This is a genomic window from Thermomonospora catenispora, assembly GCF_006363815.1.
Lineage (GTDB): Bacteria > Actinomycetota > Actinomycetes > Streptosporangiales > Streptosporangiaceae > Thermomonospora > Thermomonospora catenispora.
Window position 1 is genome coordinate 58,525 of the sequence record NZ_RRYT01000011.1, and the last position, 12,973, is coordinate 71,497.

Annotated in this window: 9 protein-coding genes and 1 pseudogene; 7 read left to right on the forward strand and 3 right to left on the reverse strand. The window is 74.8% G+C overall.

Annotated elements, in window-relative coordinates; genetic code table 11:
• Positions 1-72 precede the first annotated feature (72 nt).
• The 5 genes and pseudogenes from EIO00_RS24790 to EIO00_RS25610 all read left to right on the forward strand — a co-directional run bounded on the left by EIO00_RS24790 (position 73) and on the right by EIO00_RS25610 (position 5,068).
• A complete protein-coding gene (locus EIO00_RS24790; RefSeq protein ID WP_206664105.1) occupies positions 73-489 on the forward strand; it encodes an RNA ligase family protein in 417 nt (138 codons plus the stop codon).
• A 21-nt stretch (positions 490-510) separates the two neighbouring features.
• The gene (locus EIO00_RS24795; protein WP_206664106.1) at positions 511-1,128 is read left to right on the forward strand and encodes an ATP-binding protein; all 618 of its coding nucleotides are present in this window, start codon (positions 511-513) and stop codon (positions 1,126-1,128) included.
• Positions 1,128-1,310 (forward strand): annotated as a pseudogene (locus tag EIO00_RS25905) (DUF504 domain-containing protein); the annotation flags it as partial. The gene EIO00_RS24795 and the pseudogene EIO00_RS25905, both read left to right, overlap by 1 nt.
• Positions 1,311-1,453: 143 nt before the next feature.
• Entirely contained in the window at positions 1,454-2,032 is a 579-nt protein-coding gene (locus EIO00_RS11075) for a hypothetical protein (RefSeq protein WP_140177857.1), read from the forward strand.
• Positions 2,033-2,068: 36 nt separating this feature from the next.
• Positions 2,069-5,068, forward strand: a complete 3,000-nt coding sequence (locus EIO00_RS25610) for an AAA family ATPase (protein ID WP_140177859.1) — start codon at positions 2,069-2,071, stop codon at positions 5,066-5,068.
• A 302-nt stretch (positions 5,069-5,370) separates the two neighbouring features.
• On the opposite strand, the gene EIO00_RS11085 is transcribed toward EIO00_RS25610, so the two are convergent.
• Complete coding sequence (locus EIO00_RS11085) at positions 5,371-6,114, reverse strand: SDR family oxidoreductase (RefSeq protein ID WP_241661272.1); 744 nt, start codon at positions 6,112-6,114, stop codon at positions 5,371-5,373.
• Between the two features lie 246 nt (positions 6,115-6,360).
• On the opposite strand from EIO00_RS11085, the gene EIO00_RS11090 reads away from it, so the two are divergent.
• Positions 6,361-8,562: an MMPL family transporter gene (locus tag EIO00_RS11090; protein WP_140177862.1), complete on the forward strand. Its 2,202-nt coding sequence runs from the start codon at positions 6,361-6,363 to the stop codon at positions 8,560-8,562.
• 412 nt (positions 8,563-8,974) lie between these two features.
• Positions 8,975-9,652 carry a TetR/AcrR family transcriptional regulator gene (locus EIO00_RS11095; RefSeq protein ID WP_140177864.1) on the forward strand — a complete coding sequence of 226 codons (678 nt, stop codon included), beginning with the start codon at positions 8,975-8,977 and terminating at the stop codon, positions 9,650-9,652.
• Between the two features lie 69 nt (positions 9,653-9,721).
• Here the strand turns inward: EIO00_RS11095 and EIO00_RS11100 are convergent, their stop codons facing one another.
• Together EIO00_RS11100 and EIO00_RS11105 are read right to left on the reverse strand one after the other, a co-directional pair.
• On the reverse strand, positions 9,722-11,065 hold the full coding sequence (locus EIO00_RS11100) for an alpha/beta fold hydrolase (RefSeq protein WP_161602695.1): 1,344 nt from the start codon (positions 11,063-11,065) through the stop codon (positions 9,722-9,724).
• A gap of 418 nt (positions 11,066-11,483) precedes the next feature.
• Entirely contained in the window at positions 11,484-12,908 is a 1,425-nt protein-coding gene (locus EIO00_RS11105; RefSeq protein WP_140177868.1) for a cytochrome P450, read from the reverse strand.
• Positions 12,909-12,973: the final 65 nt, after the last annotated feature.

The window sequence follows — 12,973 nt, forward strand, 5'->3', positions numbered from 1 at the left end:
TATTCGCTGGCACGGCAGATCCGCGCCTCGCCAGCCTCCCCGGCGCGACGATCGTTCACCGGAGGCGGGGGCATGCGAGTGCACTATCCGCGCACCCCGCATCTGCCGTGGTCGCCGGGGGCGTCGGCGGACGATGTGCGGGCCGGGCGCCTGGCCGGGCCGACCGGGCGCGAGGTCGTCGTCACCGAGAAGCTCGACGGGGAGAACACCACGCTGTATGCGGACGGGCTGCGCGCCCGTTCACCGGACTCGGCGCATCACCCGTCGCGGGCCTGGGTGAAGGCGCTGCACGGCAGGATCGCCCGGCTGATCCCGCCGGGGTGGCGGGTGTGCGGGGAGAACGTGTACGCCCGGCACTCGATCCCCTATGAGGATCTGGAGAGCTGGTTCCATGCGTTCTCGGTGTGGGACGGGGACCGCTGCCTGGACTGGGACTCCACGGTGCGGTTCGCGCGGCGGCTGGGGGTGCCGGTGCCGCGGCGCTGCTGACGCGGCGGGTCGCGGACCTGGTTGGGCCTGCACGAGGCGCTGCACCGGGACTTCCCCGATGAGGAGCGCCGGGCCGGGCCGGCCCGGATGGGGCTGGCCGCCGATCTGGGGGTGCTGCACGCGGTCTCCGCCGCGGCGCTCGCCGGCCGCGCCGGCGAGGCGGCCGCCGAGGCGCACGAGCAGGTCGAATGGTCGATGCTGCACGCCGAGGACGCCGGGCTGCCGGGCGTGGACCGGATCGTCTCGATGGACGTGCTGCGGGAGGAGCGCTCGTCGCGGGCCGATCAGCGGGCCAACGCCGAGGTGCTGCGCCGGGCGCTGGAGGAGCTGGACGCGGCGCTGCGGGAGGGGGCGACCGTGGTGTGGGACGCCACCGCGTTGAACCGGCACCAGCGGTCCCGGGTGCTGGCGGTGGCGCGCCGCCGCGGGGCGTTCGTGACGCACGCGGTGGCGATGGCGCCGGAGGAGATCCTGCTGCGGCGCCATGCGCGGCGCGAGCATCCGGTGCCGGACGCCGTGCCGCGGCGGCAGCTCCGCCGGTTCGACCCGCCCTACCCCGGGGAGGCGCACCGCACCTGGTACGTGGGGCCGGACGGGCGGATCGGGGACGTGGCGGGGTCGCTGGAGGAGGAGCGGTGATGCGCACCAGCGAGGAGGTCTATCACCGGATCCGCTGGGATCCGCGGTTCGATCCCGCCCGGTTCACGGTGGGGGTGCGGGCGCGGGGTTCGGGCGTGGTGCGGGTGCCGCTGCCGTCGTTCGCGCCGGGCGGCGACATCCCCTGGCATCGAGTGGTGTTCTTCGAGGCCGACGGGGAGGTGGTGTGGGATCGGGCGACCGGCCGGGACGTGCTCGGCTCCTCCCCCGCCGGGCGGGTCTCGCGCCGGCGGGTGCTGCGCGAGCCGTTCTTCACGCCCCTGACGCCGATCGCGTTCGACCCGGCGAACGGCTGGCGGCCCGCACGGTGCGCGAGGCCGCCGCGGGCGAGGATCTGCTGCGGGAGTTCTTCGCCCGCTGGGCGGCCTGGGACTGGCGGGATCCGGTCGCGCCCGGGGAGACGCCGCCCGGGGACGCGCCCGTGCGGATCGCCACGCCGTCGGCGCCGTTCCGGTGGTGCAGCGAGCAGGTCGGGACGGCGGGGCGGGACCTGTTGACGGCCGAGCTGTACGCCGCGTGGGAGGCCGTAGAGGCGGGGGAGGAGGCCGCGCTGCTCCGGCCGCCGCCGATGCACCGCCGTCATGCGGCGTGGGCGGTGGTGACCGTGCGGGCCGATCGGGACGACCGGTTCGCCGACGCGCTGGGACGGATGCGAGGGCGCATGCCGCTGCTGCCGGCCGCCCTGGAGGACGCCGGCGCCGGCGAGGTGCACGCCTGGCCCCGCCCGTTCCAGACCGGTCCCCGCCCGGCCCGGTACGCGGTCGGGCTCGGCCGCCGTCCCCCGGACGCCGCCGCGTTGGCGGACGTCGCCGCCGGCTGGACGGCCGATCTGCCGGGAGTGACGGTCGAACGCCGGGAACGCGGTGAAGTTCCGACGCTGCGCTGAGATCATGATCTCGTAGGCCGCGACGGAAGAGGGCTCGTGCAGCAGCTTGTCGTCTCCCTGACCGCCCCGAGAGCGTTCCGCTCCGTGCTGGAGGCGCTGAAGGCACCGCTCCCGGCGTGGGCGCCGCGGGGCCGGCACATCCTCATCGAACCCGGCCACTATCCGAGCGCCGGCTTCTACTCCGATGCGGACTTCATCCTCACCGCCGTGGCCGGCCCCGGCAGCGTCATCCTGGACGACAACACGAAGGCCACCATGGATCTGCGCGGCAGGGTCACCCTGCAGGGCCTCGTCGTGCGCAACTGGAACGACGACGGCTATGCCCTGCTGGCGCGGGGCGGCGACGTGCTGGCCGAGCAGTGCCGGTTCGAGTCCGCGAGCGTCAACGCCGTGGAGGCGTTCACCGGCGGGCGGCTCACGCTGCGCGGATGCCAGGTGCAGGGCGGAGCGGTGGTGTACTCCTCGGCGACCGGCGGCGTCGAGGACACCCTCGTGCACGACACCCGCGGCAACGCCGTGGCGCTCCGCCAGGGCAGCGCGGTGACCGTCCGCGGCTGCCGCATCGAGAACGCCGGCGGACACGGCATCTGGGTGACCGAGGGCGCCCGGCCGTCGATCGAGCAGACCACGGTCACCGACGCGGGCGCCGCCGCGATCCTGGTCGGCGAACGCGCCGACGCCCAGATCCTGGGCTCGTCGCTGCAGCGCTCGGGCCAGTGCGCCCTGGTCGTGCGGGACGGCGCCGCCGCCGTCGCCGAGGACTGCCGGATCGTCGACGCCGGGGTGGAGGCGGTGTGGGTGGTCGGCGGCGGACGGCTGACCGGGCGCCGGCTGCGGCTGGAGAACGCCCGGCGGTGCGGCGTGGCGTTGGACGAGCGGGCGTCGCTGACGCTGGAGGACTGCGAGGTGCTGGGGTCGGCCCGGCACGGGATCGCCCTGGACGGCACCTCCCGGGTCGCCATGACGCGCGGCGCGGTCACCGGCAGCGGCGAGCTGGGGATGAGCCTGATGCCGGGCGCGACGGCGTCGGCGGAGGGCGTCGCGTTCACCGGGAACGGCGCGGGGATCGCCGCCGACCCGGGGGTCCGGCTCACCCTGCGGGACTGCACGGTCACCGGCAACCGCAAGGCGGGCGTGGCGACGGCGCGGGGCGCCACGGTGACGGTGGAGCGGCTGGACAGCCGCGACAACGGCCTGCCCGACATGTTCGAGGTGGAGGTCGAGGCCGAGACGAGCACCGCCGCCGCCTCCGAACCGGCGCCGGCGGCCCCCGGCTCCGCGCCGGCCGCCTCCGAGCCCGCCTCGACCGCCCCCTCCCCCGCGGAGGCCTCCCGCTCCGGGGAGGCCCCTGAGGCGCCGCAGGCCACCGCCGAGGAGCTGCTGGCCGAGCTGGACGCGATGGTGGGCCTGGACGGGGTCAAGGCGGAGATCAAGAAGATCGTCAACCTGCAGCGGATCGCCGCCCGCCGGCGCGAGCAGGGCCTGCCGCCGGGTCCGGCGATCGCCCGGCACCTGGTCTTCGCCGGGCCGCCGGGCACCGGCAAGACCACCGTCGCCCGGCTGTACGGGAGGCTGCTGGCCGCCCTGGGGGTGCTGCCGCAGGGCCAGGTGGTCGAGGTGTCCCGGGCCGACCTGGTGTCGGAGAACGTCGGCGGCACCGCCCCCAAGACCACCGCGGCGTTCCAGCGGGCGCGCGGCGGGGTGCTGTTCATCGACGAGGCCTACACCCTCTCCCGGCCGGCGGGCACCGGGGCCGACTTCGGCCAGGAGGCCATCGACACCCTGGTCAAGCTGATGGAGGACCACCGCGACGAGGTCGTGGTGATCGCCGCCGGCTACACCGCCGAGATGCGCGGATTCCTCGCCGCCAACCCGGGGCTGGCCTCCCGGTTCCCGCGCGTGGTGGAGTTCGAGCACTACAGCCCGGATCAGCTGCTGGCGATCGTCGAGAGCATGTGCGCCCCGCACGGCCTGCGGCTGGCCGAGGAGACCCGCGCCGCGCTGCTGGGCCACTTCCGTTCCGTCCGCCGGGACGAGAGCTTCGGCAACGGCCGTGAGGCGCGGCGGATCTTCGAGGCGGCCTTCGAACGGCAGGCGCAGCGGCTGGCCGAGGCCGACGGGACGCCCTCGGCGGAGGAGCTGGCGCTGCTGCTGCCGGAGGACCTGGACCTCCCCACCGGCCCGGCCGCCCGGTTCGGGCGGGTCCGCGACGGCGGCCACGCGGAGGCGATCCTGGCGAAGCTGGACGCGATGGTCGGCCTGGAGGACGTGCGGCGGCGGACCGAGGAGCTGATGGCGCTGCTGGCCTCGGCGCGTCGGCGGCGGGAGGCCGGTCTGGAGGTCGGCGCGGCCGTCGGCCATCTGATCTTCGCCGGGCCGCCGGGCACCGGCAAGACCACCGTCGCCCGGCTGTACGGGGAGCTGCTGGTCGCCCTGGGGGTGCTGCCGCAGGGCCAGGTGATCGAGGTGTCCCGGGCCGACCTGGTGGGCGAGTACGTGGGGCACACCGCCCAGCGCACCGCCGAGGTGTTCCAGCGGGCGCGCGGCGGGGTGCTGTTCATCGACGAGGCCTACACCCTCTCCCGCCCGGCGGGCACCGGGGCCGACTTCGGCCAGGAGGCCATCGACACCCTGGTCAAGCTGATGGAGGACCACCGCGACGAGGTCGTGGTGATCGCCGCCGGCTACACCGCCGAGATGCGCGGATTCCTCTCCGCCAACCCCGGCCTGGCCTCCCGGTTCACCCACACGGTGGAGTTCCGCCCGTTCACCGTCGAGGAGCTGGCGGAGATCTTCACGACCAAGGCGGCCAGCGCCGACTATCGGGTGCCCGAGCAGACCCGCGCCGCGCTGCTGTCCCATCTGGAGGCGGCCCGCGACCGGTATGCGCTCGGCAACGGCAGGGAGGTCGACAAGCTCTTCCGCGCCGCCGTCGCGGCGCACGCCCGCCGCACCGAGGCGCTGGCCGCCGCCGGGCACGAGCTGACCGAGGAGCAGCTGACCGTCCTGCTGCCGGAGGACCTGTCCGCCGACTGACCCCGCCGGCCGCCCCTCGATCGGGCGGAGGCCGCCCGAAGTTCGGGTGAAGGCCGGGGACGGGTCGGGTGAAGGCCGGGCCGGGAGGGCGGTGGGACGGCCGCGGCCCCGCCCGGAACACCGGGCGGGGCCGCGACGATGACGCCGATATGCGGGTCGCCTCTCGGCGAAAGGCGCAACGCGGCTCCAGCCGAACGGTATTCCGCGAAGGCGATGGGTGAGGCCCGGGGACACCAGGCATACCGGCGACATGAGAGAGAACCCCGGGCCGGGCCGGATTGTTCCCCGGCCGGGAGGTCTTCTCAGACGATGCCGCCGTTGACCCGCAGGACCTGGCCGTTCACCCAGTGGCCCGCCGGCCCGGCCAGGAACGCGACGACCTCGGCGATGTCCTCGGGGGTGCCCAGGCGTTCCAGCGGCGGGGCCGAGGCCAGCCGGGCGACGGTCCGGTCGTCCTTGCCGACCAGGAACAGCTCGGTGGCGGTGGGGCCGGGGGCGACCGCGTTGACGGTGATGTTCCGGCCGCGCAGTTCCCGGGCCAGGATCAGGGTCAGCGCCTCCACCGCCCCCTTGGTCGCGGCGTAGGGGCCGTACTCGGGCGGGGCCAGGCCGATGACCGAGCTGGAGAAGGTGATGACGGCCCCGCCGGGGCGGATCCGCCGAGCCGCCCGCCGAGCGACGACGAAGGTCCCCCGGACGTTGGTGCGGTACAGCTCGTCCAGCACGGCCAGGTCCAGTTCCGCCACGGGGGTCAGGATCATCCGGCCGGCCGCGTTCACCAGCACGTCGATCCCGCCGAATCTCTCCTCGGCCAGGTCGAAGGCCCGCGCCACGGCCTCCTCGTCGGCGACGTCGGCCTGGGCGGCGACGGCCTGCCCGCCCGCCGCGACGGCCTCCTCGACGGCGGCGCGGGCCGCCTGTTCGTTGCCGGCATAGCCCACGACGAGGCCGTATCCGTCGGCGGCCAGGCGGCGGACCACCTGGCGGCCGATGCCTCGGGAGCCGCCGGTGACGAAGGCCACGCGATCCGGTGGTGCAGCGTTCACGGTGTCCGTCCTTCCTCGTCGCCGCGGGCGAGAGCGGTCCCTCCCCGGATGGTCGGAGTTCCCTTTCCCGCGATGACGGGATCGAGACGGCGTCGTGGCGGGCCGGCGTGTTCGAACCGCCGCGCACGGGGCATGGCGCCTGACCGGACCACCTGCGGGCGGTGAGCGGGCGCACATTTTGATACACCAATGAATCCGATACATTGAAGCATCCAATACATTCATGTATCGAACGTGAGGAACGGTATGGCGACGCTCCTGTACCGACTGGGGAGGGCGTCCGCCCGGCGCGGAGCGGCGGTCATCGGGATCTGGGTGATCCTGCTGGTCGCCGCCGTCGCCGGGGTGGCGGCCTCCGGCGCGCAGACCGACGATGAGTTCCGCATCCCGGGCACCGAGTCCCAGCAGGCGCTCGACGTGCTGGCGGAACGCTTCCCGGCGGCCTCCGGAACCTCGGCGCAGGTCGTCTTCATCGCCCCCGAGGGCGGCACGATCACCGCGCCGCAGACCCAGGCCGCGATCGCCCGGGCGCTCTCGGCGGCGCGCACCGCCCCGCAGGTGGCCGCCGTGGTCGACCCGTTCACCGCGCGCACCGTCTCCCGCGACCAGCGGGTGGCGCTCGCCCAGGTGCAGTACCCGGTGAAGACCGCCGAGCTGGAGGACGGCTCCCTGGAAGAGCTGGAACGCCGGGTCGCGGTCGCCGAGCAGGCGGGCCTGCGCGTGGTCGTCGGCGGCGACGCCTACCAGACCACCGGCGTCCCGGTCGGCGCCACGGAGCTGATCGGCGTCGTGGTCGCGCTGGTGGTGCTGCTGGTGACGTTCGGGTCGCTGCTGGCCGCCGGGATGACGCTGGTGGCCGCGCTGCTCGGCGTGGGCGTGGGGCTGGCCGGACTGCTGTCGCTGACCGAGCTGATCACCTTGTCGTCCACCGCCCCGACGCTGGCGCTGATGATCGGGCTGGCCGTGGGCATCGACTACTCGCTGTTCCTGCTGTCGCGGCACCGGGCCCAGCTCGCCGAGGGCATGAGCGTGCCGGAGTCGATCGGCCGGGCCACCGGGACCGCCGGCGGCGCGGTGGTGTTCGCCGGGCTGACCGTCATCATCGCGATGGCGGGGCTGGCGATCGTGCGGATCCCGTTCCTGACCGTGATGGGCCTGGCCGCCTCCCTCACCGTGGCGATCGCGGTGGCCGTCGCGATCACCCTGCTGCCCGCCCTGCTCGGCCTGGCCGGGGAGCGGCTGCGGCCCAGGCCGGGGTCGCGCACCGCCCGGCTGGCCGCCGGCGAGGGCCCCGGATCGCTGGGCGAGCGGTGGGCCCGGCTGGTGATCGCCCGGCCCGCCGTCACGGTGCTGGTGCTGTTGGCGGGGCTGGGCGTGCTGGCGCTGCCCGCCCGCGATCTGTCGCTGGCCCTGCCCGACCACGGGCGCTCGGCCCCCGAGAGCAACGAACGGCAGGCCTACGACATCATCTCCGCGAGCTTCGGGCCGGGCTTCAACGGGCCGCTGCTGCTGATGATCGAACCCGGCTCCTCCGGCAAGGCCGGGCTGCAGCAGGCCGCCGGCCGGGTCGCCGCCGAGGTCGCGCGCACGCCCGGCGTCGTCGGCGCGTCCGCGCCGCAGCTCAGCCCGGACGGGAACGCCGCGATCGTCCAGGTGATCCCGCGCACCGGCCCCGCCGACGAGGCCACCGCCGACCTGGTCCGCGCCATCCGCGACCGGGCCGGCGACCTGGAGAAGGCCACCGGCACGTCCATCGCCGTCACCGGCAGCACCGCCGCCGGCATCGACGTCTCCCAGCGGCTGTCGGAGGCGCTGCCGCCGTTCGCCGCCGTGGTGGTGGGGCTGGCGCTGGTGCTGCTGCTGTTGGTGTTCCGATCGGTGGTGGTGCCGGTCAAGGCCGCCGTCGGGTTCCTGCTGTCGGTGGGGGCCGCGTTCGGGATCGTGGTCGCGGTGTTCCAGTGGGGCTGGCTGGCGGAGGCGTTCGGCGCGCACACCACCGGTCCGGTGATCAGCTTCCTGCCGATCATCGTGATCGCGGTGCTGTTCGGGCTGGCGATGGACTACGAGGTGTTCCTGGTGTCGCGGATCCGGGAGGACTTCGTGCACGGCGCGGGTCCCCGCGAGGCGATCGTGGCCGGCTCCCGGCACGCCGCCCGGGTGGTCACCGCCGCCGCACTGATCATGTTCTCGGTGTTCGCCTCGTTCGTGACGACCGAGGACATGGTGGTCAAGCCGATGGCGCTGGCGCTGGCGGCCGGGGTGCTGGTGGACGCGTTCGTGGTGCGGATGACGCTGGTGCCGGCCGTGCTGGCGCTGACCGGGCGCGCCGCCTGGTGGCTGCCCGCCCGCCTGGACCGGGTGCTGCCGCGGGTCGACATCGAGGGCGAGTCGCTGGCCGCGAAACCCGCCCCGCCGCCCGCCCCGCAGCCGGCGGGCCTGCCCCGCTGACCGCGGAGGCGTCGCCGCCCCGGACCGCCGGCCCCGCCCCGGACGCCCGGAAGGGCCGCCGGTAGGCCAAGGTGCGGCGCCGGACGTGGGCTCCCGTCCCCCGCGCCCGGAAGAACTCTCCGGGCCCGCGGGGGCGGTGGCGAGCATCGCCCCGCGGGCCCGCATGTGATAGACGACATACCGAGCCCCGCGGGCGCCGCCTCCCCCGCCTCACCCGGCGCCCGGCGGTCGCCATGAGACCACGATCCGTTCCGTCCACCGGCGCGGAGGGCCCGCGGCCGAGCGGCCGCCCCCGCGCCCGCACCAGGAAAGGCCGGCCGATGCCCACAGCACGCATCCGCCGCGGGCCGCGCCCGGCGGGCCGCGGGGGCACGGCCCGCCGCGGCACGCCCCACCGCCCCCGGGGAGCACGATGACGAGCGCAGGCCCCGAGCCACGATCCAAGCCCAAGCGGGTCACCAGGCGCCGCGCCGAGACGCGTCGGCGACTGCTGGAGGCCGCCTTGGACGTGTTCGCCGAGCGGGGCCTGCGCGGGGCGAGCATCGAGGAGGTCTGCGACCGGGCCGGCTACACCCGCGGCGCGTTCTACTCCAACTTCCGCACCCTGGACGAGCTGCTGCTGGCGGTCGCCGACGACCGGTGCGAGCAGGTCCTGGAGCGGGTGGGCGAGATCCTGACGGACCCGGGGCTGCTGGAGGGCGACGGCGACGCGGTGCTGGAGAAGGCGGTCGACACGGTGCTGTCGGCGATGAACGACGACCGCCGCTGGTGGCTGGTGGGAACCGAGCTGATCCTGCACGCCGCCCGCGACCCCCGGGCCGCGGTCGAGCTCCGGCGGCAGCGCGACCGCTTCACCGAGCAGCTCATCGCCCTGATCGTCAAGGCGGTCCGCCGGGCGGGCCGCACGTTCGTCACCCCGCCCGAGGACGTGGTCCGCGTCATCGTCGCGCTGTACGACGGCGCCCTGGTGCAGCGTCACCTGGAGCCGGACGCCGTCGCCCCCGGCCAGGTGGAGCGGCTGGCCCTGCCGGTCCTGCTGCGCCGCTTCACCCGCCCGTCCGCCGGTCCGTCCGCCGGGTCGGACGAATGACCGCGGGTCCGCTCCGGGCGGAGACGGAACGGACCCGCGGACCCCTGGGATCAGGACGGTGAGGCCGGATCAGGACGGGAAGTCGTTGAAGTTCACCGTCACGGTGTGGGCGTCGGAGGGCCAGTCAGGGATCGCCAGGCGCTCGACGGCGCCGCTGCCGCCGCGCTGGACGGTCTCCAGGACGACGCTGCCGCTCGCATCCGCCGACGCCTGCAGGAACACGTCGGTGGCGGTCATGAACGGCAGGAGGCCCAACAGCCCGAACGAGGTGTCGGGGTGGGAGCGGCGGTCGGAGAACCGGTCGAAGACGAACAGGCCGATGACGCGCTGGTCGCGCGGGGTGGTGCCCGCGTTGACCACGGAGACGCCGTTGACGGTGAGCCGGTCGCCGGAGGCGCCCTGGTCGCCCCACCACTCCTTGTTGCGGTAGGCCAGCAGCGCCACGTGGTTGCGGCTGCGATGGATCAGCCGGTCGATGCCGGTGCCCGGGTCGGAGCTGAGCAGCCGGACGCCCAGATCGGTGCGGCGGAACGGCTGGAAGTACAGGTGGTGCTGCTGCCGGGTGCCGGAGCGGGTGAGCAGGAACTCGTAGTGGGCGTCGCCGCGGCCGGTGAACGGGCCCCACGAGCCGTCGGAGGCGACGCTCAGCGTCGCGACGGGGTCCTGCCCGATCCGCCGACCGGTCGCCGGGTCGATCTCGAACACCTGGATCGTCGCGTCGCCCGGCGAGGTGTTGCTGGGGAAGCGGACCGCCTTGCCGGCGATCTGGATCTGCCCGCTCTCGGCGACCACGTCGGTGGTGCGGGGGCGCTCACCGGTGAAGAACTCGTACATGGCCGCGAACGTGGCCGACGAGGAGGCGTTCTCCACGTGCGACTCGTCGTTCAGGTGCACGTTGACGGCGCCGGGGATGGAGGCGTTCCCCCGGCCCTCGGCCCACACCGCCAGGGTCGGCACGCCCCCGGGCGGCGAGCCGGCGGTCACGCCGTCGATGTTGACGTACCGCGCGACCTTGGCGGCCCGCTGCGGGGAGCCGAGGTAGGCGTGCGAGAGCGCGGTCCCCATCGAGTGGCCGACCAGGTCGACCTTGTCGGCGCCGTGCCGCTGCCGCAGCCGGTCGATCGTACGGTCCAGCTTGGCGAGCACGTCGCTTCGCGACTCGTTGAGGAACAGCGAGTCATAGTCGACGAAGTCGATGTAGTCGGCCGGGTAGCCGTTGGAGGCGAACCGCTTGGCCTGGGTCTGGAACTGGCTGCCGGAGCCGAAGAAGCCGTGCACGAACACGATCGGCCGCAGGTCGGCGGCGCGGGCGACGCCCTCGACGGCCGCCAGCGTCGAGAGCACCAGGACCAGCACGGTCAACAGGACCGGCACCCGGCGCACGGCGGGGGATGATCGACCGGTGAGAGACATGTCGGGTTCCTCCTGCGCTGAGACGGATGACGGTTGTTGTGTAAGCGGACGCGACGTACGCCGCCTCGGCGCAGCGGACAAACTCGGGCCCCGCGGTTTGTCAGCCGGCTGAGCGCTCCTCCGGCGGGCCCGCATCGGCCCTGGTCAGGGCCGGTTCCCCGGCGCAGTGCGGGCGCCCGCCCGGCGTTGTGCGGCCCCACACACTTTCGCGCTCTCACTTTGGAGTCGACTCAGGGCCGTGCAGCGCCGTCCGGCCCGAGAGCGCGCCGGACCGCGGCCGACCTGCACAGAGCCCGGCGGTGAGGACGTGCACCGCCGAGGAGCGACCGGCCGGCGGGCTCCATCCGGGGAACGGCACGGCGGAGGCCGTCGGGGCGGCGGGCGCCCCGACGTCCCGACGGCCTGCCGGCGCCGGTGATCAGCGCCCGCCGCGGCGCAGACCGCGCAGGAACCGCCACAGCGCCGAGCGGGACTGCTCGGGCTGGGAGACGGCCGAGGCCGGCGGGGCGCCCGGGTCGGCCGGGGCGGGCCGAGGCGCGGGGGCGGCCTGCGCCGGGCGGGGCGCCACCCGGTAGCGGACCGGGAGCGAGCGCAGGCCGCGCATCAGCGGGGACGAGCGCCAGGGCAGCTGGTCGGAGGGCAGCGTCAGCGACAGGGCGCCGAACCGGCTGAACAGCCGCTCGATCGCGATCTCCACGATCATGGTGGCCAGCCCGACGCCCAGGCAGTGGTGCGGGCCGGCGCCCCAGGCCAGATGGGCGCGGGTCTGGTAGACCCGATCGGACCGGCTCGGGTCGGCCCCGCCGGTGAACGCCGGGTCGGCGTGCGCGGCGGCCACCGACAGCATCACCGGCTCGCCCGCCCTGATCAGCCGGCCGCCCAGCCGCACGTCGGTGGACGGGCAGCGCATGGTGAGGTTGGCCATCGGCGGATTGGCCATCACGACCCGGTTGACGGTCTCCCGGATCAGCCCGCTGGAGAGGCTCTCGCGGGCCCCGGCGCCGCCGTTGATCACCTCCACCACGGTGTTGCTGATCAGCACGCCGGGGAAGTCTCCGGCCACCGCGACCAGCATCATCAGCTCGCGGGACAGCTCGTCGACGGTGAACTCGGGACGGGCGGCCAGCATGTAGGAGGGGAAGTCCTCGCCGGGCCGAGTCATCTTGGCGGCGGCCAGCCCGGCCAGGGCCGACAGCAGCCGCTCCAGGGCGGGGCCGGAGTCGGGGCCGGCGTCCAGCACCCGCCACATGTCCATCAGCACCTCTTCGTCGGCGCCGTTGGCGAAGCCCAGCAGCCGGTCCACCACCATCAGCGGCAGCGGCCGGGCGTACTGGGCGGACAGGTCGGCGAACCCGCTGTCGCCGCCCTCGGTGATCACGTCGATCAGCTCGTCGGCGTAGCGGGCGGTGGCCGCCCGCAGCTCCCCGGCCTGCGGGGAGGAGGGGTCTTGGAACGGTCTCAGCGCCGCGTGGTAGGCGCCGCGCAACTCCTCCAGCCGCCGGCCCTCCTGGAAGACCACGTGGTCGACCTCCAGCGCGGGCAGCAGCGGCCAGTCGCGCGGCACCCGGCCCTCGGCGTAGTCCCGCCAGGCGTCCAGCCGCTTGCTCCAGACGCGGCCGCGGTTCTGCAGGACCTCCAGCACCTCGGCATAGCCCAGGGCCAGCCACACCGGCACGCCGAGCAGGTCGACCGGGGCGACCGCGCCGTGCCGGGCGCGCAGGGACTCATACACCAGGGCGGGCCGGGCCTCGTAGTCCCGGGTGATGAGGGGATCGGCGGCCAGCTCGCGCAGGGGCGGCTGCTCGGTGGAAGACGGATTGGCGGCTTGAAAGGTCCCATCCATCACTTTTCCTCACTCTGGGTCGCAGATTGTCTGCGAATCCATCGCTCCCACCCCGAGCCGAGCGC

Coding starts and splice junctions, on each gene's coding strand:
- EIO00_RS24790 (WP_206664105.1), top strand. CDS start 73: ATGCGAGTGCACTATCCGCGCACCCCGCATCTGCCGTGGTCGCCGGGG.
- EIO00_RS11090 (WP_140177862.1), top strand. CDS start 6,361: ATGGCGACGCTCCTGTACCGACTGGGGAGGGCGTCCGCCCGGCGCGGA.
- EIO00_RS11095 (WP_140177864.1), top strand. CDS start 8,975: ATGACGAGCGCAGGCCCCGAGCCACGATCCAAGCCCAAGCGGGTCACC.
- EIO00_RS11100 (WP_161602695.1), bottom strand. CDS start 11,065: ATGTCTCTCACCGGTCGATCATCCCCCGCCGTGCGCCGGGTGCCGGTC.
- EIO00_RS11105 (WP_140177868.1), bottom strand. CDS start 12,908: ATGGATGGGACCTTTCAAGCCGCCAATCCGTCTTCCACCGAGCAGCCG.